Raw genomic sequence first — 25142 nt, 5'->3', positions numbered from 1 at the left:
AACAGCCTCTTTTGTTGTTTAGTATCTTGCTTTATTGTTTCCATAATCGTAATTTCTCTATACAAGGTTCTATTATACGCGATATGAAACGATAAACCTTGTAATAACCAAATTCCATTGACTTATTTCAATATAATGAACCTTTCTCATCATTAAGAAGAATCGTCTTCCAGGTTATCATGATCGTGATTAACCAAAATGGACCATACTTCTTTCAATATGCTAAAATATGTATGATATATAAGCGGCAAAAGGGTGTAGATTAAATAACCGATATCCAAAAGGAGAGCTGATTTATGATAATCGTAACCAATAGAATCAGGGTCAAAAAAGGGATGGGGGCAGTCATGGCTCCAGGATTTACTGCACCAGGACCACTTGATACTACGGAAGGTTTTGTAAAAGTTGAAGTTTTATTAACGCAAAACTTATCGGATCACGACGAATTAAGCGTTAATATGTACTGGGAAAACCTTGACAACTTTACTGCTTGGAGAAATAGTGATGCGTTTAAAGCTGCACATAAACGACCTGAACCAAGTTCCGATGAAGTTAAAAAAGAATCTCCTATTTTAGGCAGCGAGCTTACCACGTATGAAGTTGCCTCGGTAAAAGAAATAGCTAAATAGTTAAAATCACACCAAAAGAGGCCGCCAATACTGCAGCCTCTTTTTTGATGCGGTTTTTTGGCCCATGACCGGGCCTTTCCAGAAAAAGTCGATTAAGGTCATCTAATAAATTATTGGGCTTCGGCTTTCTTGATTTGTTTGCTTCTTAGCTGTCCGCAAGCTGCATCAATATCCGTTCCATGCTCTTGGCGGATTTTACAATTTACGCCTCTTTTTTTCAACGTATCATAGAAAGAAAGTACGGACTCTTTCTCACTTCTTTGGTATTGACTATGTTCATCTACAGGATTATATGGAATCAGGTTGACATAGAGCCGATGTTTTTTGTCTTCAAGAAGATTGGCAAGTTGCTCGGCTTCTTCTTGATGATCATTGACATCTTTCAATAGGATATATTCAATCGTGATTCTCCTATTCGTATTCTCCAAATAATAGTCAAGTGATTTCATTAATTTTTCGATTGGAATACCTCGGTTTATTTTCATGATCCGGGTCCTGAGCTCATTATTCGGTGCATGCAATGAGATTGCCAGATTCACCTGTAATTTCGTATCGGTGAATTCATAAATCTTATTGGCAAGTCCACTCGTCGAAACAGTAATACGCCTTGCAGCGATCGCAAGACCCTTATGATCCATGAGCACCTTTAAAAAGTCTATCATATTTTCAAAGTTATCAAACGGCTCGCCAATCCCCATTACAACAACATGGCTGACAACATCTTCTTGTTCCAATTTATCTAGATGGAGTTGAACATTCATAATTTGCTCCACTATTTCGCCGCTGGATAAATCACGGCTTTTGGCCAATAATCCACTTGCACAGAAACTGCAGCCAATATTACATCCAACTTGAGTGGTGACACAAACTGAAATTCCATATTTATGTCTCATCATGACCGTTTCGATAAGATTCCCATCCTGTAATTTAAACAAGAACTTAATCGTACCATCCGCTGATTCTTGCTTAACGTGCTCAGTCAAAGTCTGGATGACAAAGTGTTCTTCCAGTAATTCAAGGCACTCTTTATTCACATCTGTCATTTCAGAAAAATTCGTCACACGAGTCCGATAAAGCCACTCCCATACTTGTTGTGCTCTGAATTTTTTATGGCCATGGTCCAATAGCCATGCTGTCAATTGTTCGAATGTTAAACCATAAATGGACTCTTTATTCATTCGTTACCCTCTTTTCCTTACATTAAGATTTAATAGTATTACCCATTTAACTTTACAAGCCATTCCTCTGAATTAGCTCATTCATTTATGATATGGTTCATTTCGATTTATCCGAAAAGCTCGGTAGATTTGCTCCAATAGGACCAGTTTCATTAATTGATGCGGGAAGGTCATTTTGGAGAAGGACAGTGCATAATCACTTCTTGATGTCACCTCAGAGCCAAGCCCGAGTGACCCGCCAATAATAAAGGCAATCTTGCTTTTCCCATAAGTAGCGAGCTGATCGATATGGGAGGCTAGCTGTTCGGAAGTAAGCTGCTTTCCATTGATTTCAAGCGTTATTACATAGGTGTCCGGGCTGATCTTGGCCAGGATTCGTTCACCTTCTCTTTGCTTTACAATGTCCATGTCCGCTGCACTCAGGTTCTCCGGAGCTTTTTCATCCGGGACTTCAACAAGTTCTATATTAGCATAAGCACTTAACCTTTTTGTATATTCAGCAATTCCTTGCTTTAAGTATTTCTCTTTTAGCTTGCCAACAGTAATAATCGTTATTTTCATATATATCCTCTAACTTTCCTTATGTTGTCGTTTCAGTTGTAGGATTTACCTACCTATTATCATACCTTAGACTGACATATAAGCAAAACAAGCATATTCTTTCCAATATTTAATACATGCATTCCCTATTCATATAAATCCACCCGACCTTTAAAATAAAAACCGCTGCCCCTAAAACGGCAACGGCAACCTTCATGATTTTATTTCTCACGATCTAATGCAAATGGATGGCAAAAAATCGTCACCGCTGTACCTTTCCTTCCCGTACTTACAAATTGAAATGTTGCCCCTTGTACTTTTCAAAGATAAGCCTATCATGTGCCTTTTGGCTTCCCAGCATTTATGGTCGTTTTTCCAAGAATCATTTGTAAAACATAAAGTTAAATCTACAGCAATCCCTCACTCCATTCTCGCCTTCGCAAAATGTTAAGAACAGGTTACAAACATGTTATCCACAAAAGTTATCCACATATCCACAATTTCTATCCACATCTTGTATGGGAATATTAGTTCCCTACTAGATATATTGCCACGTTTCGACAATATTCACAGGTTGTTGATAACTGTTTTTCTTCAGAAACCTGTGTTAAAACAGGGTATGTTTCACACTCGTAAACCACTTCATCCAGCGCCATGTCCACGTGTTCCTGACAGCAATATAATTTCATCACTAATTCCTCCTTCCTTACTCTTCATTCAAAGTATCGCGAACCCATTTATCCACAAGTAACGCTCATTTATCTTATTTCCGTATATATCCACAGGTAATCGTAACAAAAAATAAAAAAATCGCAAGAAAATACAAAGGACAGGAAGCATTCACCTGCCCCTGCCCTTTTGCGCTTTATATTTCGCTGCTAGAAAGCGTGACTTCCGTAGATTCTTTCTTTCCATCTCGATAATAAATGATTTTAACCTTATCACCGATTTTCTTATCATTGTAAAGGTATTTTCTTAATTCTACGACGTCATGGATTTTTTCATTATCCATTCCCACGATGACATCGAATTCTTTTAATCCTGCTTTAGACGCAGGAGAGTTGCTTTGAACACCTGTTATAGCAACGCCCGAAGTAACTTTCCTTGGCAGCTTTAAGGTATTCTGCTGATGGTATTGAGAAATTTCCTCAACAGATGCTAAATTAACACCCAAGTATGCACGTTTCACTTCACCAAATTCCTCTATATCATTAATAATAGGAATTACTGAATCGATTGGGATGGAAAGACCGATTCCTTCCACTGCATTTTCAGCAATCTTCATGGAATTTATTCCGATTACCTGCCCTGACATATTAACGAGTGCTCCCCCGCTGTTGCCTGGGTTAATCGCCGCATCAGTTTGAATGACCTCTGCGTTCCAATCCACTTGCCCGTCCTCATTGATATCCACCTCTATCGTACGCTCCAAACCGGAGATGATCCCTTGTGTGATCGATCCAGAAAATTGAAGGCCTAAAGGGTTACCAATAGCAATAACAGGCTCCCCAGGTTTCAATTTTTCAGATTTTCCGAACTCAGCAATGGTTTTAATTTTATCACCCTTCACGACAATGACTGCTAAATCTGTCCATGGGTCACTACCTTGTAGTTCCGCTGGCAACTTAGTTCCATCACTTAATGTCACTTCCAGTTCAGTAGCGCCTTCAATAACGTGATTATTCGTGACAATATAGGCCTTGCCGTCTTCTTTTTTGTAGACGACACCAGAACCAGTGCCAGCTTCTGCTGAACTGTCCTCTGCTTTGTCCCCTTGGCCCCAGAAGTTCGTCTTCTGAATGTTAGTGATGCCGACTACTGCGTCGCTGGCCTTATCAACAGCACCTGTAACGGCACTTGTTACATCTACAGTTAGACTTTGCTGGGACTGATTCGTCGGATTATTCCCCGTTGATTTCTCCGTTGTCATCTCGTTACGATCGTTATTTAACAGCCCACTTCCCGGAAAAACTAATAAAATAAGTAAGGCCCCGATGATGGCGCCTCCCAAGCCAGTTAGAAAATAGCTCGCATGGCTCTTTTTCCGCTTATTTTGGTTCTCATCATTCTGATCATAATAACCCAAGACCGCTCCATCCTCTCATTTTAGGAATGAATTATAGCAATTCTATTGTTTGGTATCCTCCTTCAATTATACTCATTTACCGAAATTTTTCTAAAAAAATGTATGCCTTCAAATGAAAACCTGACTAGAATTCAGCGATTTTTCTTTTTACCTATACAGTTCTAACCAAACGATACCCCTTTTAATCCGATTAGTAACTTACGAATTGAAATTATAAAAATAAAAAAGAATGAACAAGGTTCCCCTCATCCATTCCTTTTATTTATAACGTAACCAGTTCTGTTGGTCTTTTCGGGTCAGTGTCATATAAGGAAAATTGTTCTCCAACGACGATTCCCTTTGTTTTTAACGTCTGTTCTACCGACATTCTTGCTAAATCCTTCATATTGTTATCAAGACTTAAGTGGGCCAAGTAAATCCGCTTGGTCTTATCACCGGCCACTTCACTCATCGCAAGGGCGGCATCTTCATTACAAACATGTCCAACATCACTTAAAATCCGGCGCTTAATGCTCCATGGATATTTCCCCATCCGCAGCATGGACACATCATGGTTACTTTCGAATACATACGCATCGGCATTCGAGATGATCCCTTTCATCCGATCACTTACGTACCCTGTATCCGTGATGACCACGAGCTTTTTATCTTCATGATGAAAGACGTAAAACATCGGCTCTGCGGCATCATGCGAAACACCAAAAGATTCTATATTAAGGCTCCCGAACGTTTTGACTTGCTCCATTTCGAATGTGAATTTTTGTTCGGTAGCTATTTCTCCGATTGAACGTTCCATGGCATTCCATGTCTTTGCATTCGCATATATCGGGAGTTTATGTTTTCTGGCAACCACGCCTAGACCTTTAATATGGTCACTGTGTTCATGGGTGACAAGGATTCCGGATAGCTTAGACATATCACGGCCTATATCCTGAAACAATGCTTCCAACGCCTTACCGCTTAATCCGGCATCGACAAGAAAAGATTGATCCCCCGTCTCCACGAAAAAGGCATTTCCTGTACTCCCGCTCGCGAGAACACTAAAATGCATAGTCATCTATACTCACTCCAGTATTTTTTCTTCTGTATTTAATTCAATGACCTCTCCATCAAAAGCATTCACAAAGAGATCCGTTTCGTCATTAAGGACCACCCACCATGTTGGCACAAGTAAATGTGACACAGATGTCGTCTGCAACGAATTATAAAAACCCAGTTTTACATTGGTGACTTTGCTTTTAGGATCAATATCTCCATGATCATACAATGCTCTAATAGCAGTTAAGGCAGATACCAATTCTTTAGGTTTATTGAATTTCTCAATTCCCTCTAAGTACATCTGTTCATAGGAGACGATTTCACCCTTTTTGTTCAAATATAAAGTGACCTTCCCCTTACTATTGTTATAAAACATCTTTTTATCTTCCACTTGGTAGCAGATGATAGTCTGGTTGATTTGATCATAGCTCCAAAAGTGATACTCACTTCCCTTTAATATATACTCCTTCAGGAACATATCAACGTCTGCAGCTTGAATTTCCGCTTTCATGCCAACCGGTGTTTTAAATGTACCCACAAGCTTCTTATCATCGATGATTTTTGCTTTTTGATTTTTCAGGTACTGTAAATCTTTCTTATCGAAAGTCTTGCTTTTGGCAATCAGGAATTGATCCTTCAACTTTTGTTTCGGAAGTGGGAATTCGATTGAAATATCATCTTCCTTCAAAAGTTCATCCGTAGAGGACTCCGTAAAACTTTCATATTGGTAGTCATTGATCTTTTCCAGAAATTGATAAAGAAGAAAAATATTCAAAACGAAGAAAACCATGATGAAAATCGACTTTGTATTATTCCAATCCATTTTGATCGCCTCCCGTATCTCCTTCGAAAGGCACAATAAACCATTTATCGCCGATGCGATAATACCAAGTGGGTTCAAGTGTAACGAGGGTGACAAGTTTGGAATCAAGAGATTTATTCAATTTATAACCAATCGAGATGTCCTCAACGCTCTTGAAATCGATATTATCTTTTGCTTTCAACTGATTCAATACTTCTCTGCCACTTCGTAAAGGCACTTCCGATCCTTCCGAAGGAGGAAGGACTGAGGCAAGTGAAAAGTACGGGCGGTCATAACTATAAATTTCTTCTTTCCCCCAAATTTGCTCGATTTCAGTCATTCCGTATTCATTGAAGGCCGGATAACCATTTACGAATAAACGAAATACCACTCGTTGCTCATTCTCCGACATATAGGCAAAACGGTAATTGTTATCTTCCCAACCAGCGTGATCATTGATGAAATCAATGCTTTTTTGCAAAAGGTCACTGGAACTGCCAAATAACTTGCTCTTTTGGGCCGGATTGATATAAGAAATAAGGTAATTCTCTTTATTGATCGTCATCAGTCTTGTTCCATCCGTGTATTCCTCACCGACTGAAACGGATTCCTGACGTACAAACTTTGGATAATTAAATAACGCATTTTTCAGGTTTCCAATATCCAAATAATCAATATAATATTCAAATCGGTTTATCTTTACTGGATTTTCAGGAACGAACAGCGTCCTTTTGCTGTTGATGGTTACGGCCGTGTATTCAGGGTGCTTATTATAAGAACCGGTATAAAACTTATCCATAAACACTCTTAGTCTTTTAGAATCGACCATCCCTTGATAGATTTTCTCTTGATCGTAGGAAACAAAATAAACGGCGGATTCATTACCACTGATATCCTTTTGTTTTATGATGATTCGATCAAATGAAAATCCAGGCACTTCCTTATCCGTAATGTCCAATACCGTCTTATAGAGGGAGATGGGGATATCATCGGAAAATTCGATTTCAATCGACCCATCTTCATGGACAAACTCATCAAATTTCCTTTGCAGCCTTTTTACGGATACCTCTTTTACGCCGGTGAAGCTCCATTGAAAAAATTCTTTTTCCATTTTACCTATTTCCTCTGGATTGACAGTCCGGAAATGTTGCCCATTACCATGAAAAAGGATACTAACAGGTTTAATGACATCACTCACAATCTGAACATCGCTTTTAATCTTTATAAATTCCGACGATTGTTCAAACGGATCATATTCAGGCTCGTACGTCCAAATGCTCCATGTCAAAAATATGCTTGTCCCAACTAAAATAATCAGTATGATACTTTTTGCACGTTCAAAATTCATGACCAATCATCCTCTTCTTCCTGTTCGTAAGGAAGTGTAAAGAACACCGTAGTTCCTTTTCCATCCACACTTTCCGCCCATATTTTCCCGCCATGCGCCACGACCATTTCTTTTGCAATCGCTAAACCTAGCCCTGTCCCGCCTAAGTTTCGCGACCTCGCTTTATCCACACGGTAGAAGCGGTCGAATATTTTATCAATGACGTTTTTCGGGATACCCACTCCTTGATCAGTGATGCTCACAATGATAAAACCATCGGATGCCTTGACGCGGAAAGTCACTTGACCCCCTTCAGGTGAGTACTTCAATGAGTTGGAGATGACATTATAGAGAACCTGGGTGATTTTATCTTCATCAATATCGACAAAATAAGCTTCCTTAGGCAAATCACGCTTAAACGTGATGTCATCATTTTTCGTCATTTCAAAACGATCGATGATATGGTCATAGAATTTATTGAAATTCACCCAGCCCGTTTTAAGCCTGTAATCTTTACTGTCCATTTTCGAAAGCTGCAACAAATCATTAACAAGCCTGATCATCCGCTCCGTTTCATTTTGGGTCACACTTAAGAAGGATGGAGCGATATCCTCGTCCTTCCAAGCACCTTCAGCCAATGCCTCCAGGTAACTTCTCATCGTTGTAAGAGGAGTTCGCAGCTCATGTGACACGTTGGCCACAAATTCCCTGCGTTCATCCTCGATCTTTTCCTGCTCTGTTATATCATGCAAAACAGTAATCAAACCATTAACGAATCCCGTTTCCTTTTGAATGACCGAGAAGTTCCCCCTCAAAATGAAAGGCTGATCTTTTTTGCTGTAATCAAGGATAACGGACTCCCGCTCTTCCAGTAAATCCTCAAATTTATATTCTTCTTCAAGACCCAAAACCTCAATGATCGGTTGGTTCATGACTGTTTCACGCGAGACATTCAATAATTGTGCCGCAGGCTCATTAATCAAGTTCACCCGACCGCGCCTGTCGGTTGAAATTACACCATCCGTCATATTGGTAAGGACAGATGAAAGCTTACGCCGCTCTCCCTCTGTGCTTGATTGCGACTCTTGAAGCTTTTTAGTCAAATTATTGAATGTGACAGCAAGCTGGCCAATTTCATCATCGCCATATACCCTAACTTTTCTCGAGAAATTCCCTTTCGCCATCACCAGGGCCTGTTTTCTCATATCAGACATGGGGCGGGTGATCGTTCGAGCGAGCAGGATCCCCAAGATGGCCGTAATCGCCAGGGCAATGGCTGTACCCGTCATGAAGATACTATTGATTTCATCCATCTGTTCAAAGACATTTTCCATCTCAGCTATCACATAGACGGCACCAATGACCTCACCATTTGCTTCAACGGGTGTCGAAAGAACCCAGAGTCGTCTTCCTGTTTTCTGATCCCGAAACACGTCACTATCTTCTTTTCCATAAATCAGCGTATTCTTAATAAGGACTTCCGTTGTCTTTTTCCCTACAATGCCCTGGTTACTTGGTGCGGAGGTTCCAATTACCCGTCTGCTGCGAGTGTCGATAACACGTACTTCCGAAATATCATTCGATGAATTATCCCGGTCTTTCAGTATCATATCAATCGCTTCCTCGAGGGTTGGGTCTTCATCTCCCCTCTCTTTTTCCATTTCTTCACCAATACTATAGGTAAGCAAGTTAACGTGACCTTTAATTGATTTCGTGAAGTTCCCGACAAGATTTTCTTCCAATTCCCCAACAAAATATACCCCGATTATTTGCATCGCTACGAAAATGAGCAACACATATATCAGAACAAATTTAAAATGAATAGAGCGAAAAAAACCAACCTTTTTCATAGGAACTACTCCTGTTCAGGGTTACGCAGGTAATAACCGACCCCTCTTCTAGTTACAATCCAACCAGGATGGCTTGGATTGTCTTCAATCTTCTCGCGAAGACGTCTAACAGTTACATCGACCGTCCGTACATCACCAAAGTAATCATAGCCCCACACGGTTTGTAATAAATGCTCCCTTGTCATGACCTGACCAATATGCTTCGCTAAGTAATGAAGCAATTCAAATTCACGATGAGTTAATTCAATCGTATCGCCTCGCTTGGATACCACATAAGCATCCGGATGGATAGTGAGCGTGCCTATCGTAATTTCCTTCGGTTCATTTTCTTGATCCGGAACCGGGACAGCTTGCTGTCGTCTTAAATTAGCCTTAACGCGGGCAATTATTTCCCGGGTGCTAAATGGCTTTGTCACATAGTCATCCGCTCCAAGCTCTAATCCCAAGACTTTATCAATCTCTGAATCCTTAGCCGTTAACATGATGATTGGCGTTTCATACTTCTTCCTTACTTCTCTGCAAACTTCCATCCCATCGCGCTGTGGTAGCATGATATCAAGTAAAATCAAATCCGGTTGCCGTTCCTCTACCATTTTGAGGGCTTCATTGCCATCATAAGCACAAAAAACTTCATAGCCTTCTTTTTTAAGATTGAATTGTAAAATATCAGCAATTGGCTTTTCATCATCCACTACCAGAATTTTCTTATCCATGTACTTATCTCCTTTTTAATAACTAACCTGAATCTATTAAAAATCGTGTCCTTATCCGGGACTTTTTTTCACTTTTCCTTCTGATTCACCTTATCTAGCATCCTCGTTCAACAAATATCTATATATATACCCAATAAAAGGGGCTGAACACCCGAATGAAAGCAAATTGTATCTATTCTACTTTATCATTTTATAGGCATTAAATCACCTTTTTCCTATTATTCTCATCTATGTAGGAAGCAGAAGAAGTCTTCGAATATTCTCCGAAGACTTCCATCGATTACTGACTTATATAGTTTAGCGGATTTACAAGAGATCCGTTTTTATATACTTCGAAATGGAGGTGGACTCCGGTGGAGTGCCCTGTTGAACCCATCATGCCAATTTTCATGCCTTTTTCAATCTTTTGTCCCGGTTTTACATTTATTGAATCCAAATGGGCATATATTGTCTTATACCCATTATTATGATTGATCGTAATCTTATTTCCATACCCTCCGGAGTTCCCTGCAGTTTCAATTATTCCATGATCCGCTGCCGTGATGGTCCTGGTGGCTGGCCGGGCAATATCAATACCTTTATGAAGTTTCCCCCAGCGCTGACCCTGTTTACTGGAAATATAGCCCCCATCTGCAGGCCATGCATATGTACCGCTCCCCTGCGAAGGAATGACCTTCGTGCCTTTTCTGGTGATTTCCGTTTTGGCTTTTTCCGTAATTTCCTTTTTTACGATCGTTTCACTGATTTTTTTTCCGTTTGTTTCAGATACTGTATAGGTGAATGCTTGAATTCCTTCATTTCCTGCTTGTTCAGTAATAAGTTCACCCTTTGGAAGTTCGTCATCCTCCTTCACTTTCTTTTCAAAAGGAATCCGCTCTTCTTTCAATACTTCTCTTTCTACCATTACATCCACATAAGGCATAAGCTGGGTCACATAGAGGCGTTCCCCTTCTTTAATACCTTTACCCTCATCCTGTCCAGGATTTAGCTCCAACAGCTGATCCAGGTCCATATCATGACCAGCAGCAATTGCTTCAAGATCCTCATCTTCCCCAGCCTCATAGATAGACTTTTCTTCCTTGCCTTCTTCTATCATGGAAAGGGTTTTATCAACGGCCATGATCTCATCTGGATTGACCATCGTTTCTTTAAACGTAACCGGAACTGAAAACTCGATGTCCACAATTCTGCTTCCTGGTTCTTTTAACGATTCCGCATCATTTTCGCTTTTTTTAGCAGATTCATATTCAGCGTATTCCTCTTCATCTACATACAATAAGTTGATTTTCTTCAAAACTTCCTCAGCATCAGCCTTTGATGGAACATAGGCGACCTTCTGATTATCGATGTCGATTTCATATGCCTTTGCCTTTACACTCAACTGATCTTGAATTCCCTTGACAACCTGATCGTCTTTTACTTCTTCATCAAATACCTCTTCAGGTATAAACGTCAGCTGGGTCTCACTATCGAATGTATACTCAGGATAATCTTTCTGTGCTTTTTCTACTTTACCTGTTACAATCTTCTCTATTTCCGTTTCATCCGTCACACTTCCGATGAACTCGTCGTTCATATAAACATGCTGAATGGTTTTTGTTTCCGGTATCTCTGCAGCACTTGCCCGATTTCCCGCAAGCAATAAAATGACGGAAACCATCAACAGGATGATCCCCTTACCCTTTGAGCTAAACATATATTGTCCTCCTTAATGGCTCAGTCACCAATTAAGAAACTAAAAAATTTTATTTTGAGATTTATTAGTCCAATTTAAATATCCACGCGTATATGACTGATTTTTATAATTATTTTCCACTCATAACTCTACCATAATAAGAAAAAAAACAAGAAATAGACTTCATAATGTAATAGAACTGTATAAATGGTGTCAACAAGTACCAGTAAATATGTTTATAAGGTAGGAGGGATAAAAAATGAAAAAGGGGGTGGACGTAAGCCCAGTAAGGTTAGAAGCGATGTATATGCCCAATTGGTTTGAATTGGAATGTTACAAATCGTTAACAATCCATTAACAAGATTTCATTTACAATACATCTAGATATATAACAAAAAAAACGCCCTTAAGGAAAGGCGTTTTACTAAGGATGGCTCAGGACGGAATCGAACCGCCGACACAAGGATTTTCAGTCCTTTGCTCTACCGACTGAGCTACTGAGCCATATATTCATTTCAAAACAAAAAAATAAAATGGCGGTCCCGACGGGAATCGAACCCGCGATCTCCTGCGTGACAGGCAGGCATGTTAACCGCTACACCACGGGACCAGTAATGAAATAATATTTTTTAAGAAAGTGACCCATACGGGATTCGAACCCGTGTTACCGCCGTGAAAGGGCGGTGTCTTAACCGCTTGACCAATGGGCCGAAAAAAAATGGTGAGCCATGAAGGATTCGAACCTTCGACCCTCTGATTAAAAGTCAGATGCTCTACCAACTGAGCTAATGGCTCTTACTATGAAATGTCACTTTGCAAGATGTAAACTTTACTTCGTCGTACATGTTCTATTGTGACGACGCTTTTTATAATATCATGATTAATATAGTTTAGGCAATAGTTTTTTAAAATAAAATTAATTTTTTCTTATCTTTTTCCTTCTCCAATACTGTTCCAACCATTAATATGGTAATTCCGGCTGATTTGAGGATGTGTGCATCCTAATAAAGAAAGAAGAAGCCGGCAGAAAAAAAGCCAGCTTCTTTTTCATGAATTACGCTAGACGCCAAGGGCTTCTCACGACATTTGTTTGGTTACGGTCAGGACCGACAGAGAAAGTAGTCAAAGGAATGCCTACTAATTGAGATACGCGCTCTACATAGTGGCGGGCATTCTCTGGAAGCTCATCCAATGATTTGCACCCTGTGATGTCTTCTGACCAGCCTGGAAGCTCTTCATAGACTGGTTTACATTCGCCGATTGCTTTCAAAGTTGCTGGAACCTCATGAATGACTTCGCCTTTGTATTCATAAGCTACACAAATCTTGACAGTTTCAAGACCTGATAATACGTCAATCGAGTTCAATGATAAATCGGTAATCCCGCTGACACGGCGTGCATGGCGAACGACAATAGCGTCAAACCAGCCTACACGGCGCGGTCTGCCTGTAGTTGTCCCATATTCACGACCAATTTCACGGATTTGGTTGCCGACTTCATCATGCAATTCTGTAGGGAAAGGACCATCACCAACACGGCTTGTATATGCTTTACATACACCAACCACATGGTTAATTTTCGTAGGACCTACACCAGAACCGATCGTAACACCACCTGCAACCGGGTTAGATGAAGTGACGAATGGGTATGTTCCTTGATCGATATCAAGCATAACCCCTTGTGCCCCTTCGAATAATACCCGTTTCCCTTCATCAAGTGCATCATTTAATACAACGGATGTATCACAAACATACTTCTGCACTTGTTGTCCGTACTCATAGTATTCTTCCATGATATCTTCGATTTTGAAACCTTCCGTCTCATAAAAACGTTCAAACATACGGTTTTTCTCGACAAGATTTTGAGACAATTTTTCCTCGAAAATTTCACGGTCTAAAAGATCTGCCATGCGGATTCCGTTACGAGCGGCTTTGTCCATATAAGCAGGGCCAATTCCTTTTTTTGTCGTTCCAATTTTATTAGCGCCTTTACGATCTTCTTCAACTTCATCCAATTTGATATGGTAAGGAAGAATGACATGTGCACGGTTTGAGATACGAAGATTATCCGTACTCACTCCATGACTATGTAAATAAGCCAGCTCCTCAACAAGAGCTTTTGGATCAACTACCATACCATTTCCAATGACACAAATTTTATCACTATAAAAAATCCCTGACGGAATTAAATGCAGTTTATAGGTAACACCGTTAAATTTTATTGTATGCCCTGCATTATTTCCACCTTGGTAACGAGCAATGGCTTCTGCATTCTGGGATAGAAAATCTGTTATTTTACCTTTACCTTCGTCTCCCCATTGTGTACCGACTACTACAACTGATGACATCTGAATAAAGCACCTCCAAAGGTTCACGTAATACCGATTATTAACCGGTTCTTATCAAACAAACCTATTTTATCAATAATCCAAAGTGGAAGTCAATACAAAATCCGAACATTACACATTTTAAAAAATAATTTGTTCGTAAATATCAAAGGTGTGAATTATTTTCGTTTTTTAAATTGGATTTGGATTGTCAATCTTTATTCTACCCTTGCGTTTCTTATATTATTATCAATGTCCGTTGCTTTTTTTCAAAATAAGAACAGCCCGCCATTGCATGAATGGCAGGCTGTTCCCTACGCCCCGGGAGACATCGAATCATCATCGAAGCGCCGTTCCAGGTTAACGAATTTATTGTATTCTTTTACGAATGCAAGCGAAACTGTTCCTACAGGACCATTACGCTGTTTCGCAATAATAATTTCAATGATATTTTTATTCTCGGATTCTTTATCATAATAATCATCACGATATAGGAATGCCACAATATCAGCATCTTGCTCAATACTTCCTGATTCCCGGATATCAGACATCATCGGGCGCTTATCCTGGCGTTGCTCCACTCCCCTGGATAACTGGGAAAGGGCTATGACAGGCACTTCAAGTTCACGAGCCAACGCTTTGAGTGAGCGTGAAATCTCGGAAACCTCTTGCTGACGATTATCGCCTGAACGGCCATCGCCTTGAATCAACTGCAAGTAATCGATCAAGATCATGCCAAGGCCATGTTCCTGTTTCAAACGGCGGCATTTTGAACGGATCTCACCAATCCGCACTCCTGGCGTATCATCTATATAAATGCCGGCATTGGACAAGCTTCCCATCGCCATCGTCAGTTTGCGCCAATCCTCATCTGTTAAGGAACCTGTCCGTAAATTCTGGGCGTTAATATTTCCTTCAGCACAGAGCATACGCATAACGAGCTGCTCTGCACCCATCTCAAGACTGAAAATCGCTACATTCTCTTCCGTTTTGGTCGCAACGTTTTGAGCGATATTCAGCGCAAAAGCGGTTTTACCTACCGAGGGACGTGCACCAACTATGATGAGATCATTACGTTGGAAACCCGCAGTCATTCGATCGAGTTCAGCAAATCCGGTCGGGATTCCTGTGACATCACCTTGACGGGTAGTTAAAACCTCTATGTTATCGTATGTCCGGACCAATACGTCCTTAATATTTTGAAAAGCCCCGGAATTCTTACGCTGGGCCACTTCCATGATCGTTTTTTCTGCTTCCCCGAGCAGCTCCTCGACCTCGTCCTCGCGGCTATACCCTTCCTGAGCAATATTGGTTGCAGTCCTGATCAAACGACGAAGCAATGACTTCTCCTCGACGATGCGAGCATAATATTCAACATTGGCCGCGGTAGGAACAGATCCAGCCAACTCACTTAAATATGATACCCCGCCAACTTCTTCAAGGTTCTTTGCGGCAGCCAGTTCTTCTGTCACCGTAATTAAATCGACAGCTTTACCTTCATCATTTAATTTGATCATCACATTAAAGATTTTCTGATGTGAGCTTCTGTAAAAATCCTCCGGAATCAAAACCTCCGAAGTAACAGTCAATGAAGAGGGCTCAAGAAAAATGGCACCTAATACGGCTTGTTCCGCTTCTATATTTTGAGGGGGAATCCTATCCTGAAATTGTTCTATCATATCTTAAAACCTCCCATTCTAAGAGGATACCTTTTTGCTTATTAATAAGTTTCTAGTTAAAAAGAAAAAAGTGAAAGGACAACATGCCCAATCACATTTTTCGTCTATCTCTATTTTATCAATTTTTCACAGATATGAAACAACTAAAATTAGTTAATTTCTTTCACATGCACAGTCAGTGCCGCAGTGACTTCAGGATGAAGCTTGACAGGCAGTTTGGTATGCCCTAAAGAACGGATACCGTCAGCAAGCTCCATTTTCCGTTTATCAATCTTGATATCATGTTTTTTCTGAAGCTCTGATGCAATTTGTTTAGTCGTGATGGAACCAAATAAACGCCCGCCCTCACCGGCTTTAGCAGATAGTTCAACTGTTAATTTCTCCAATTGCACTTTCAATTCTTCTGCATGTTGCAGTTCTTCTGCAGCAAGTGATTGTTCTTTATTTTTCTGAGCTTCCAACGTTTTTACATTTGTATTATTTGCTTCAACGGCCAATCCTTGTTTAATCAGGAAATTATGTGCATATCCATCTGCAACATTTTTAACTTCCCCTTTTTTTCCTTTACCTTTAACGTCTTTAAGAAATATTACTCTCATTCTTTTTGTCCCCCTTCTAAATATTCATCTATCGCTGCTTTTAATCGACTTTCAGCTTCACCAATGGAACATACTTGCTGTGTAGCGGCATTTGTTAAATGTCCGCCTCCATTCAACATTTCCATGATCACCTGTACATTGATATCGCCGAGAGAACGCGCACTTATGCCTACTGTATCATCCGATCGCTTAGCCATTACGAATGAAGCAACAACGCCATCCATGGTCAAAAGCGTGTCTGCAGCCTGAGCAATGAGCACCTGATTGTGGATCTGATCGGTTTTTGCCGAGGCAATGGCAATTCCCTTTTTATAAAAGATAACTTCTTCAATGAGCTTCGATCGTTTAATATAAGTGTCCACGTCTTCTTTTAAGAATTTCTGGACAAGTACCGTATCCGCTCCATGTGCCCTTAAGTAAGAGGCTGCATCAAAAGTACGTGAACCCGTTCTTAATGTGAAGCTTTTCGTATCAACTATGATACCGGCAAGAAGCGAGGTAGCTTCCAGCATATCAATTTTTGAGCGTTTTGGCTGATATTCAAGCAGTTCGGTTACAAGTTCTGCTGTTGAAGATGCATATGGTTCCATATAGACAAGCAATGAGTTTTTGATGAACTCTTCACCTCGGCGATGATGGTCAATGACTACAACCTTATCGATCCGATTCAATAACCGCTCTTCAATGACCATCGAAGGTTTATGTGTATCGACTACAACCAGCAAGGTCTCATCCGTAATCATTTCAAATGCATCATCAGGTGTTATAAACCGGGCATGCAGTTCTTCTTTATTCTTGATTTCCTCCATTAACCGAAGGACACTGCTATCAAGCTGCTGGGTGTTAATGACAATATAGCCTTCCCGTTCATTCATTTGGGCAACTTTCAAGATGCCAATTGCCGAACCGATTGCATCCATATCCGGGTTTTTATGGCCCATGACAATGACTTTATCGCTATCAAGGACTATATCCTTCAATGCATGGGAAATCACACGTGCACGTACCCTCGTGCGTTTTTCCATAGGATTGGTTTTACCGCCATAGAATTTCACTTTTCCATTCGCTTGCTTTATGGCTACCTGATCACCGCCCCGTCCCAAAGCTAGATCCAGGCTTGACTGTGCAAGCGTCCCCAATTCTGGTAAGGACGATACGGCCGAGCCAACTCCAATGCTCAAAGTCAACGGTACATTTTGCTTGGCCGCCGTTTCCCTGATTTCATCCAAAATCGAGAATTTCCCCTTCTCAAGTTGATGAAGGATGTGTTCATTAAATACCGCAATGAATCGTTCCGACGAAACCCGTTTAAAGAATACACCATTATCTCTTGCCCATTTATCAAGAAGTGAGGTAACCAGGCTATTAATGCTGCTCTTACGCTGATCATCCATCCCTTGTGTCAAATCATCATAATTATCAAGGAGAATGATTGCAATTGCCGTCCGCTCATCTTCATATAACTTCTCAATTTCCACTTGCTCCGTCACATCGAAAAAGTAAAGGAGTCTTTCCTCTCGCTTATGGACCACTTTGAATTTCCTATCATGAAGCGTAAGTGTCTCTGTCTCAATCTCTTGCTTAATTAACGGAACAATCGAGTCTGCGACATCGTAAAGCGATCTTCCCGCCAAGGAATCTTCACTAAAACATGAAGCCAGGAATGGATTGGTCCATTCAATGTAATAATCTTCATTAAAGAGCATGATCCCAATTGGCATCTCCAATAACGCTTCCTCGCCAACCTTCTTTAAACGGTAGGATAAAGTCGTTATATACTCTTCTGTCTTACGTTGTTTTTTTTCTTCCATTCTTAATGTTAAATAAAATAAACCAGCAAGAATCAGCAGTCCAATAAGTGCAATAACCCAATTATAATAAGCCAGCACGCCCAAAAGTAACACGCCGGCGGCCAGCATCCCATACAAAGGGGACTTAATCGAGTATTCTTTCAAATAAGATGGCATAGTTTCAGCTCCTAAAAGCATCTGTTTTACAAAAGGCTAATCCCTCTTCTTGATTTTCTCCCTAAAAGGAAAGCCTAAATCTATAATACCTAAAAATCGTATGACCGTAGTGATAATCGGAAGCGGCAGCAGCAAGGAAACAACCAAGATTGAAACAGGTATGGCCTTAGCCCATGACTTCACATGAGCGAAATAAAAAATCAGAGAATATCCTTGTAATAATATGAAGAACTGCAGAATGAAAAATAGGTTCGTTATGGCCATATATACAAAACTGTTCTTATCCGTATTCACAAATAGGGCAAGAAGCATCGTAATTAAATAATACCATAAAAGGCTTTTCGGGAGTCGAAGATCTCGAAAATGAGGCCATTTTAACGTCTTTTCACTGAACCTCTTCAAAATGGGGTGCGCAGCCAAGAAAATCAATAACACCATGATGACGGACATCAGCACAAATAAACTTGGCATTAGCGTGTTCAACATATCGATCGATTCATACAAACGCTTTTTGACTTGTTCTGTCGGTTCCTGTCCAAAAGATTCCATGATGCCCACTGAATGATCAAAAGACTCCTTGACCATGACCATCGATTCTTCTATGTAATTAACATCCGTTATTAATACTGAAGCTGCATATATTACTAAAGTGCCTCCAAGAAAGACAAGGACTGCGCCTATGAACATAGGTGCCATCGGTTTGTCTTTTTTCAAAAAATAGCCGATCGCAATACCCGTTGCTCCCATAAGTAAGGTCAAGGGAACAGACAATATCGTCGCGATGAGGATCGTCAATAGCGATGCAATAAATAGGTAACCAAGGCTCCACGATAACTTTTGTTTGATTGTGACCAGAATGAAAGGAATGGGTAAAAAGAAAAGAGTGATGATACCCACTATCGGGACATGAATGGTGATGAACAATAAAATGCAATATAGTGCCAAAAGGGCTCCGCCCTCCGCAATTCGTCTCCCGCTATTCATCTATTTTTTTCACCCCCCTGTTATTAATATGAATGTCTTATCTTCATCTTTATATTGTATCCGTTACGGCTAGGATATTTCAAACATCACAATCTTTTTTCAAAATATGATTATTTTTTCGATGAAAAATCTCCTTTTAACAAGGAATATTCTTTATAAAAAAAAACCGCATTTTTGCGGATTTCAGGAACAAGAACATATCTAATAAAAAAGGCACATAAAGGATAACTCCTCAATGTGCCAATTTATTATTCACCAGATACATATGGTAGTAATGCCATAGTACGTGAGCGTTTAATAGCAATCGTTAATCTACGTTGATATTTAGCGCTTGTACCAGTTACACGACGTGGTAAAATTTTACCGCGTTCTGAGACGAATTTTTTAAGAAGATCTACATCTTTGTAATCAATTTTAGTGATTCCGTTAGATGTGAAATAACAAACCTTTTTACGCTTACCGCGTCCTTTACGTCCACCCATTGCCATAATAAATTTCCCTCCCTGCTTTTTAAATTTTCATTTTAAACGGCTGTTTAAAACGGAAGATCGTCATCTGAAATGTCGATTGTCTTGCCGTCATTTGCAAATGGATCATCATCTACACGAGTGTAGTTGTTGTTGCTCCGTTGATTCTGATTAGGATTTTGTCCATACGAATTGTTGTCATTTCCGTTATTATTGTTGCTATAACTTTTTTGACCCCCACCGTAAGAACCGCCTTCATTTCTTTCACCCGCTGAACTGCTTCGTGGTTCAAGGAATTGAACGCTCTCAGCCAGAATCTCCGTCACATATACGCGTTTGCCGTCTTGTCCTTCATAATTACGTGTTTGGACACGTCCATCCACGCCAGCTAAACTGCCCTTTTTCAAGAAGTTAGCTACATTTTCTGCCGGTTTACGCCAAACTACACAGTTAATGAAATCCGCTTCACGTTCACCCTGCTGATTCGTAAAACCACGGTTAACAGCTAAAGTAAAGGTAGCTACGGGGACTCCATTAGGTGTATATCGTAATTCAGGATCTTTAGTTAAGCGTCCTACCAAAACTACGCGATTCATCATCAGAATCAACCCCTAAGTTTCAAGCTTGTTTCATGTGAAACAAGATTAGAATTTATATTAAATATCGGATTATACTTCTTCTCTAGTAGCCATATGGCGAATAATGTCTTCACTGATTTTAGCAAGACGATCGAATTCTTGAATCGCAGCACTTTCAGCGTTAACTTTAAGAAGCATGTAGTAACCATCACGGAAATCATTGATTTCATATGCTAGACGGCGTTTACCCCATTCTTTTGCTTCTACTTCCGCACCATTATCAGAAAGGATTGTGTTGAAACGTTCAACTAAAGCTTTTTTAGCTTCTTCCTCAATGTTTGGACGGATGATATACATAATTTCGTATTTTCTCATCACTGTCACCTCCTTTTGGTCTAAGCGGCCCAATTGGGCAAGGAGCAATTATTTATAATTACTCACAAGATAAAATTATAGCATAGTTAATGAGGCTTTGCAACGAACGGTTTGACTTATTACAAATAATTGAAATCTAGTGATTAAAGAATCAAAAAACCCTACAAATGAACTGTAGGGTCTTTACATCTTAAACGTTAAAACGGAAATGAATTACATCGCCATCGTTAACGATGTATTCTTTTCCTTCCAAGCGAACTTTTCCTGCTTCTTTTGCAGCACTATGACTACCCGCTTCAAGCAAATCGGTATAAGAAACCGTTTCGGCACGGATGAAACCACGTTCGAAATCCGTGTGAATGACGCCTGCACATTGAGGGGCTTTCATACCTTTTCTGAATGTCCAAGCGCGCACTTCCTGTACCCCAGCTGTAAAGTATGTTGCCAATCCAAGCAGATTATATGAAGCACGAATCAATTGGTCAAGACCTGACTCCTCGATGCCAAGTTCAGAAAGGAACATTTCTTTTTCTTCACCTTCAAGCTCTGCAATCTCTTCTTCGATTTTGGCACAAATTACGATCACTTCTGCATTTTCCTTCGCAGCATAGTCACGAACTTGTTGAACATATTCATTATCGTCGGCATTAGCCACTTCTTCTTCGCTCACATTTGCCACATAAAGCGTCGGCTTCGCTGTAAGCAAATGCATGCCCTTCACGATTTTTTGCTGTTCTTCAGTAAATTCAACTGAACGAGCTGGTTTTTCATTTTCCAATGCTTCTTTCAAAGCTACAAGAATTTCATGTTCAGCCACTGCGCCTTTATCTTTTTGCTTGGCCATTTTTCCGACACGGTCGATGCGTTTGTCAACGGACTCCAAATCGGCAAGAATCAATTCAAGGTTGATGACTTCAATATCATCGATTGGATTTACCTTTCCAGAAACATGAGTAATGTTGTCGTCAGCGAAACAACGAACGACTTGGCAAATTGCATCCACTTGACGGATATGGGAAAGGAATTTATTACCCAATCCTTCTCCTTTGCTCGCTCCTTTTACAATCCCGGCGATATCCGTGAATTCAAATGCTGTCGGTACCGTCTTTTTTGGTTGAACCAATTCAGTCAATTTTTGTAAACGATGATCTGGCACTTCCACAATCCCGACGTTTGGGTCAATCGTACAGAAAGGATAGTTGGCAGATTCCGCACCTGCCTGTGTTATTGCATTAAATAAAGTGGATTTACCTACGTTAGGCAAACCAACTATACCAGCTGTTAAAGCCATTTATATTTCACTCCTTCAAGATAATTCGTACATATGGAAAAAGACTGGTCCACAAAAACAGACCATCCAATTACCTAAACCTTTCCCAATTATAGATTTCGCTTCCTAAAAAGACAAGTAAATCATTGTGATCGCAAAACTAGTTTCTTTCCAAAAAAAAAAGCATGATCACTCCTCATGCTTTTGTAGAACTTTTTTCATTTTCTTCGCGAATTCACGTCGAGGCAACATTACGCTATGACCGCAGCCTTCACATTTTATCCGGATATCCATACCAAGTCGAATTATTTTCCACTTATTTATTCCACAGGGATGTGGTTTTTTCATTTCCACAATATCCTTAAGCGCAAATTCTTTTTCTTCCATACCCATGAGCCCCCTAATTTCTACGACTCGCTGCCATTATACGTGGATTTAATCCCACTTGAATCAAGAGCAGCACTTATTTCTTTCCTCAATATCCTACTGATTTCGACATGGCGCATAGGCTTTGTCTCCGCTGTAATCCGCAGGACGATTTCTTCAGGACTTATTGTTTCGATACCCAAAAATTCAGGTGCATTAACTAAGGCTTCATATTTGCCTTCCATACTGTTTAAACGATCAATCAGCAACTTTTCGGCAAGCTCCACAGATCCATCATTAGGTATCGTCACATCAACAACAGCCTTACTGTTCAAAATGGAGTAATTCGTAACTTGAATGATGCTGCCATTAGGTATGAAGTGCAATTCCCCTGCACTGGTTTTGATCTTCGTTGTACGAAGCCCAATCTCAATGACTTCCCCTTCAAAACTATTGATTTTAATATAATCTCCAACCGAGAATTGGTCTTCAAAAATCACGAAAAATCCTGTGATTATATCCTTGACCAAACTTTGAGCTCCAAACCCAATGGCCAAACCGATTACACCCGCACCAGCAAGTAATGGCATTACGTGAAGTCCGAAAATTTCCAAAATCATCATCAATGCGATGAAATTGATAACATAGGTAATGATATTTTCAAGCAACTTAATGAGTGTCGTTTCCCTGCGCTCTGAAACACGTATGGGACTTCTTAAACGAGCTTTGAAAAATTTATTTAAAATGGTCTTTCCTATTGTAATAATAATACGTGATAACAACAGAACAAGGAAGATTTTAATAATCCCCTCGCCCACCAGCAGCCATATTTTTTCATCCAAAATCTCTTTAATAACGTCATCATAAATGCGATCCATCTTTTCCTCCTGCCCATTGCAAAATACTGCAAAACTTTAATATCTTCTCTTCTCTATGAAATTCCATATAGAGATATTCCTCTACCCCTCATGCTGTGAAATAACCATCATTAAGAGAACTTTTATCTATTTTATCAATAAATAAGGGTTTCTGTACAAAAAAAATATGGGTATATAGGTAAAAGAATTAGAAGTTTTTTCCCAGATAATCTAATAATCTATTAATAGAATGTATAAATGAAAGCAGTTGGTAGAGGTAGAAACATCAATCCATTCCCTTTCACCTGTTTGCATGCTCTACAAAAAATTCCCCGATCCATTACGTTAAATGCCGTATATTTTTTCCTTTTTATCCGTATACTGTAATACCGAATAAAGTAAAGGAGTTGAGCCGATGAATCTGAATTCTAGTCTATTTAATAATAAAAATAGAATGAGTCGCATCCTGCATGAAGATACGGATGCATCCAAACAAATTTCCCAGGAATTAATCAACCTTCTACCAACCGGAAAGCTTCAACCTATCGTCATTGTCTGTATAGGCACAGACCGTTCTACAGGCGATTCCCTCGGACCACTTGTCGGCACTCTGCTTAGTGAAAAAACTGAAAACAGCTCTTCTTCATTCCATGTTTATGGTACTCTAGATGACCCTATTCATGCGATGAATTTACAGGAAAAATTAAATGAGATAAAAAAGCTTCATACCAATCCCTTTATAATCGGAATTGATGCTTGTTTAGGGAAAATGAAAAGCGTCGGGATTGTTCAAATCGGCCAAGGACCAGTGAAACCCGGTGCTGGGGTCAATAAAGATCTTCCTTCCGTTGGTAATGCCCATATTACAGGAATCGTGAACGTAAGTGGGTTCATGGAGTTCATGGTCTTGCAAAACACTCGTCTTAATCTTGTTCTAAAAATGGCCAAAATCATCGCCGAGGGGATTTACGAAGCACAAAGTCTTTATCCAGCAAATCCTGCCATCACTCCTTTCACTTGGTCATTCAAGCAGGAAAAAACCCTTTGAAAGGGTAAACGGATTATAAAAAAAAGAAGGAAGGGAATATCCCTTCCTTCTTTCTTTTATACATAATACATAATAGTAACTAGAATGGCTGTAATCATTATGCCCGGAAGCAGATTAGCCACCCTTATTTTGGTGACACCAATAATATTCAAGCCAATTGCTAAAATCATGACTCCCCCAGTTGCCGTCATTTCCAATATGAAGGAATCCATTAATGCAGTCGGTATCATCGTATTGATTTGCCTTGAAAAGATCGCTATGAAGCCTTCATAAAGAATGATGGGTACTGCCGAAAAAAGTACACCGATGCCAAGCGTACTAGCGAGGACTAGTGCTGTAAAACCATCAATGATCGCTTTTGTTATCAAAACATCATGATCATTCCGGATACCACTATCCAGGGCACCGATAATGGCCATGGCTCCGATGCCAAATATGAGCGTAGCCGTTACGAAGCCCTGAGATATCGAAGTTCCTTCCTTTGCTTTCATCCTCCGCTCAATCCAATTCCCTAAGGAATTAAGCCTCGCCTCAAGATCCATCCATTCCCCAAGGACGGCCCCTCCAACCATACTTAAAATGACGATTAAGAACTGATCACTTTTAAATCCCATCTGCAAGCCTAAGACTATAACGGCTAAACCAATGCCACTCATGACCGTTTCTTTTATCTTTTCAGGTATATGTTGTAAAAACCTTCCCAAAATCGCACCGATTAAAATACAGGCACCATTTACCAAAGTCCCTAATAATACCATCTCAACCACCTAATTTTCTACAGAACACAC

Annotated in this window: 24 protein-coding genes and 4 tRNA genes; 2 read left to right on the top strand and 26 right to left on the bottom strand. The window is 40.0% G+C overall.

Annotation, left to right across the window (positions count from 1 at the left end):
- Positions 1-296 precede the first annotated feature (296 nt).
- Positions 297-629: a heme oxygenase gene (locus LQ203_RS22755; RefSeq protein WP_230161636.1), complete on the top strand. Its 333-nt coding sequence runs from the start codon at positions 297-299 to the stop codon at positions 627-629.
- Positions 630-739: 110 nt separating this feature from the next.
- On the opposite strand, the gene rlmN is transcribed toward LQ203_RS22755, so the two are convergent.
- From rlmN to LQ203_RS22630, 25 genes are all read right to left on the bottom strand, one after another.
- Positions 740-1807, bottom strand: a complete 1068-nt coding sequence (rlmN, locus tag LQ203_RS22750) for a 23S rRNA (adenine(2503)-C(2))-methyltransferase RlmN (protein ID WP_230161634.1) — start codon at positions 1805-1807, stop codon at positions 740-742.
- Between the two features lie 81 nt (positions 1808-1888).
- Positions 1889-2368 (bottom strand): 23S rRNA (pseudouridine(1915)-N(3))-methyltransferase RlmH, encoded by a 480-nt coding sequence (rlmH, locus tag LQ203_RS22745; protein WP_230161633.1) that lies wholly within the window; start codon positions 2366-2368, stop codon positions 1889-1891.
- Positions 2369-2874: 506 nt separating this feature from the next.
- On the bottom strand, positions 2875-3003 hold the full coding sequence (locus LQ203_RS22740; protein WP_345797382.1) for a CxxH/CxxC protein: 129 nt from the start codon (positions 3001-3003) through the stop codon (positions 2875-2877).
- 209 nt (positions 3004-3212) lie between these two features.
- Positions 3213-4433, bottom strand: a complete 1221-nt coding sequence (locus tag LQ203_RS22735) for a trypsin-like peptidase domain-containing protein (RefSeq protein ID WP_230161629.1) — start codon at positions 4431-4433, stop codon at positions 3213-3215.
- Positions 4434-4695: 262 nt separating this feature from the next.
- The gene (locus LQ203_RS22730) at positions 4696-5490 is read right to left on the bottom strand and encodes an MBL fold metallo-hydrolase (RefSeq protein ID WP_230161628.1); all 795 of its coding nucleotides are present in this window, start codon (positions 5488-5490) and stop codon (positions 4696-4698) included.
- A gap of 6 nt (positions 5491-5496) precedes the next feature.
- Positions 5497-6294: a two-component system regulatory protein YycI gene (gene yycI, locus LQ203_RS22725; RefSeq protein WP_230161626.1), complete on the bottom strand. Its 798-nt coding sequence runs from the start codon at positions 6292-6294 to the stop codon at positions 5497-5499.
- Positions 6281-7621 carry a two-component system activity regulator YycH gene (yycH, locus tag LQ203_RS22720; protein WP_230161624.1) on the bottom strand — a complete coding sequence of 447 codons (1341 nt, stop codon included), beginning with the start codon at positions 7619-7621 and terminating at the stop codon, positions 6281-6283. Before yycH ends, yycI begins: the two co-directional genes overlap by 14 nt.
- Positions 7618-9450, bottom strand: a complete 1833-nt coding sequence (gene walK, locus LQ203_RS22715) for a cell wall metabolism sensor histidine kinase WalK (protein WP_230161622.1) — start codon at positions 9448-9450, stop codon at positions 7618-7620. Before walK ends, yycH begins: the two co-directional genes overlap by 4 nt.
- A 5-nt stretch (positions 9451-9455) precedes the next feature.
- Positions 9456-10163, bottom strand: a complete 708-nt coding sequence (gene yycF / locus LQ203_RS22710) for a response regulator YycF (RefSeq protein ID WP_034316131.1) — start codon at positions 10161-10163, stop codon at positions 9456-9458.
- Positions 10164-10443: 280 nt separating this feature from the next.
- Entirely contained in the window at positions 10444-11859 is a 1416-nt protein-coding gene (locus LQ203_RS22705) for a M23 family metallopeptidase (protein WP_230161620.1), read from the bottom strand.
- A 410-nt stretch (positions 11860-12269) separates the two neighbouring features.
- Positions 12270-12342: transfer RNA gene (locus LQ203_RS22700), tRNA-Phe, on the bottom strand.
- A gap of 30 nt (positions 12343-12372) precedes the next feature.
- A tRNA-Asp gene (locus LQ203_RS22695) sits at positions 12373-12448 on the bottom strand.
- A gap of 28 nt (positions 12449-12476) precedes the next feature.
- Positions 12477-12548 (bottom strand) — tRNA-Glu (locus tag LQ203_RS22690).
- A gap of 9 nt (positions 12549-12557) precedes the next feature.
- Positions 12558-12633 (bottom strand) — tRNA-Lys (locus tag LQ203_RS22685).
- A 259-nt stretch (positions 12634-12892) separates the two neighbouring features.
- The gene (locus tag LQ203_RS22680; protein WP_230161618.1) at positions 12893-14185 is read right to left on the bottom strand and encodes an adenylosuccinate synthase; all 1293 of its coding nucleotides are present in this window, start codon (positions 14183-14185) and stop codon (positions 12893-12895) included.
- Between the two features lie 293 nt (positions 14186-14478).
- Entirely contained in the window at positions 14479-15843 is a 1365-nt protein-coding gene (dnaB, locus tag LQ203_RS22675; protein ID WP_230161616.1) for a replicative DNA helicase, read from the bottom strand.
- A gap of 149 nt (positions 15844-15992) precedes the next feature.
- Entirely contained in the window at positions 15993-16442 is a 450-nt protein-coding gene (gene rplI, locus LQ203_RS22670; protein ID WP_230161614.1) for a 50S ribosomal protein L9, read from the bottom strand.
- Positions 16439-18409, bottom strand: coding sequence for a DHH family phosphoesterase (locus LQ203_RS22665; protein WP_230161612.1), 1971 nt, complete (start codon positions 18407-18409; stop codon positions 16439-16441). Before LQ203_RS22665 ends, rplI begins: the two co-directional genes overlap by 4 nt.
- A 36-nt stretch (positions 18410-18445) precedes the next feature.
- A complete protein-coding gene (locus LQ203_RS22660; RefSeq protein ID WP_230161610.1) occupies positions 18446-19393 on the bottom strand; it encodes a YybS family protein in 948 nt (315 codons plus the stop codon).
- A 248-nt stretch (positions 19394-19641) separates the two neighbouring features.
- Positions 19642-19881: a 30S ribosomal protein S18 gene (gene rpsR, locus LQ203_RS22655; protein ID WP_230161608.1), complete on the bottom strand. Its 240-nt coding sequence runs from the start codon at positions 19879-19881 to the stop codon at positions 19642-19644.
- Positions 19882-19928: 47 nt separating this feature from the next.
- The gene (gene ssb / locus LQ203_RS22650; protein ID WP_230161606.1) at positions 19929-20459 is read right to left on the bottom strand and encodes a single-stranded DNA-binding protein; all 531 of its coding nucleotides are present in this window, start codon (positions 20457-20459) and stop codon (positions 19929-19931) included.
- A 69-nt stretch (positions 20460-20528) separates the two neighbouring features.
- Entirely contained in the window at positions 20529-20813 is a 285-nt protein-coding gene (gene rpsF / locus LQ203_RS22645) for a 30S ribosomal protein S6 (RefSeq protein ID WP_034316153.1), read from the bottom strand.
- Between the two features lie 190 nt (positions 20814-21003).
- Positions 21004-22104 (bottom strand): redox-regulated ATPase YchF, encoded by a 1101-nt coding sequence (gene ychF / locus LQ203_RS22640; protein ID WP_230161604.1) that lies wholly within the window; start codon positions 22102-22104, stop codon positions 21004-21006.
- A gap of 168 nt (positions 22105-22272) precedes the next feature.
- Entirely contained in the window at positions 22273-22470 is a 198-nt protein-coding gene (locus LQ203_RS22635) for a DUF951 family protein (RefSeq protein WP_230161602.1), read from the bottom strand.
- Positions 22471-22490: 20 nt separating this feature from the next.
- Entirely contained in the window at positions 22491-23327 is an 837-nt protein-coding gene (locus LQ203_RS22630; protein ID WP_230161600.1) for a mechanosensitive ion channel family protein, read from the bottom strand.
- Between the two features lie 394 nt (positions 23328-23721).
- On the opposite strand from LQ203_RS22630, the gene yyaC reads away from it, so the two are divergent.
- A complete protein-coding gene (yyaC, locus tag LQ203_RS22625; protein ID WP_230161598.1) occupies positions 23722-24354 on the top strand; it encodes a spore protease YyaC in 633 nt (210 codons plus the stop codon).
- 56 nt (positions 24355-24410) lie between these two features.
- Here the strand turns inward: yyaC and LQ203_RS22620 are convergent, their stop codons facing one another.
- Positions 24411-25112: a DUF554 domain-containing protein gene (locus LQ203_RS22620; protein WP_230161596.1), complete on the bottom strand. Its 702-nt coding sequence runs from the start codon at positions 25110-25112 to the stop codon at positions 24411-24413.
- Positions 25113-25142 lie beyond the last annotated feature (30 nt).

The organism is Peribacillus sp. Bi96 (assembly GCF_918698115.1).
GTDB lineage: Bacteria > Bacillota > Bacilli > Bacillales > DSM-1321 > Peribacillus.
The sequence above is the reverse complement of the archived record's forward strand: the minus strand, read 5'-3'. Positions and strand labels throughout refer to the sequence as shown.

What these genes read in the sequence shown, in the direction of transcription:
- LQ203_RS22740 (WP_345797382.1), bottom strand. Translation starts at nt 3,003, where the DNA reads ATGGCGCTGGATGAAGTGGTTTACGAGTGTGAAACATACCCTGTTTTA.
- LQ203_RS22705 (WP_230161620.1), bottom strand. Translation starts at nt 11,859, where the DNA reads ATGTTTAGCTCAAAGGGTAAGGGGATCATCCTGTTGATGGTTTCCGTC.
- LQ203_RS22730 (WP_230161628.1), bottom strand. Translation starts at nt 5,490, where the DNA reads ATGACTATGCATTTTAGTGTTCTCGCGAGCGGGAGTACAGGAAATGCC.
- LQ203_RS22635 (WP_230161602.1), bottom strand. Translation starts at nt 22,470, where the DNA reads ATGGAAGAAAAAGAATTTGCGCTTAAGGATATTGTGGAAATGAAAAAA.
- rlmH (WP_230161633.1), bottom strand. Translation starts at nt 2,368, where the DNA reads ATGAAAATAACGATTATTACTGTTGGCAAGCTAAAAGAGAAATACTTA.
- walK (WP_230161622.1), bottom strand. Translation starts at nt 9,450, where the DNA reads ATGAAAAAGGTTGGTTTTTTTCGCTCTATTCATTTTAAATTTGTTCTG.
- LQ203_RS22680 (WP_230161618.1), bottom strand. Translation starts at nt 14,185, where the DNA reads ATGTCATCAGTTGTAGTAGTCGGTACACAATGGGGAGACGAAGGTAAA.
- LQ203_RS22665 (WP_230161612.1), bottom strand. Translation starts at nt 18,409, where the DNA reads ATGCCATCTTATTTGAAAGAATACTCGATTAAGTCCCCTTTGTATGGG.
- LQ203_RS22630 (WP_230161600.1), bottom strand. Translation starts at nt 23,327, where the DNA reads ATGGATCGCATTTATGATGACGTTATTAAAGAGATTTTGGATGAAAAA.
- yyaC (WP_230161598.1), top strand. Translation starts at nt 23,722, where the DNA reads ATGAATCTGAATTCTAGTCTATTTAATAATAAAAATAGAATGAGTCGC.
- yycF (WP_034316131.1), bottom strand. Translation starts at nt 10,163, where the DNA reads ATGGATAAGAAAATTCTGGTAGTGGATGATGAAAAGCCAATTGCTGAT.
- dnaB (WP_230161616.1), bottom strand. Translation starts at nt 15,843, where the DNA reads ATGATAGAACAATTTCAGGATAGGATTCCCCCTCAAAATATAGAAGCG.
- yycI (WP_230161626.1), bottom strand. Translation starts at nt 6,294, where the DNA reads ATGGATTGGAATAATACAAAGTCGATTTTCATCATGGTTTTCTTCGTT.
- ychF (WP_230161604.1), bottom strand. Translation starts at nt 22,104, where the DNA reads ATGGCTTTAACAGCTGGTATAGTTGGTTTGCCTAACGTAGGTAAATCC.
- rpsF (WP_034316153.1), bottom strand. Translation starts at nt 20,813, where the DNA reads ATGAGAAAATACGAAATTATGTATATCATCCGTCCAAACATTGAGGAA.
- LQ203_RS22755 (WP_230161636.1), top strand. Translation starts at nt 297, where the DNA reads ATGATAATCGTAACCAATAGAATCAGGGTCAAAAAAGGGATGGGGGCA.
- rplI (WP_230161614.1), bottom strand. Translation starts at nt 16,442, where the DNA reads ATGAGAGTAATATTTCTTAAAGACGTTAAAGGTAAAGGAAAAAAAGGG.
- rpsR (WP_230161608.1), bottom strand. Translation starts at nt 19,881, where the DNA reads ATGGCAATGGGTGGACGTAAAGGACGCGGTAAGCGTAAAAAGGTTTGT.
- LQ203_RS22620 (WP_230161596.1), bottom strand. Translation starts at nt 25,112, where the DNA reads ATGGTATTATTAGGGACTTTGGTAAATGGTGCCTGTATTTTAATCGGT.
- yycH (WP_230161624.1), bottom strand. Translation starts at nt 7,621, where the DNA reads ATGAATTTTGAACGTGCAAAAAGTATCATACTGATTATTTTAGTTGGG.
- ssb (WP_230161606.1), bottom strand. Translation starts at nt 20,459, where the DNA reads ATGATGAATCGCGTAGTTTTGGTAGGACGCTTAACTAAAGATCCTGAA.
- rlmN (WP_230161634.1), bottom strand. Translation starts at nt 1,807, where the DNA reads ATGAATAAAGAGTCCATTTATGGTTTAACATTCGAACAATTGACAGCA.
- LQ203_RS22660 (WP_230161610.1), bottom strand. Translation starts at nt 19,393, where the DNA reads ATGAATAGCGGGAGACGAATTGCGGAGGGCGGAGCCCTTTTGGCACTA.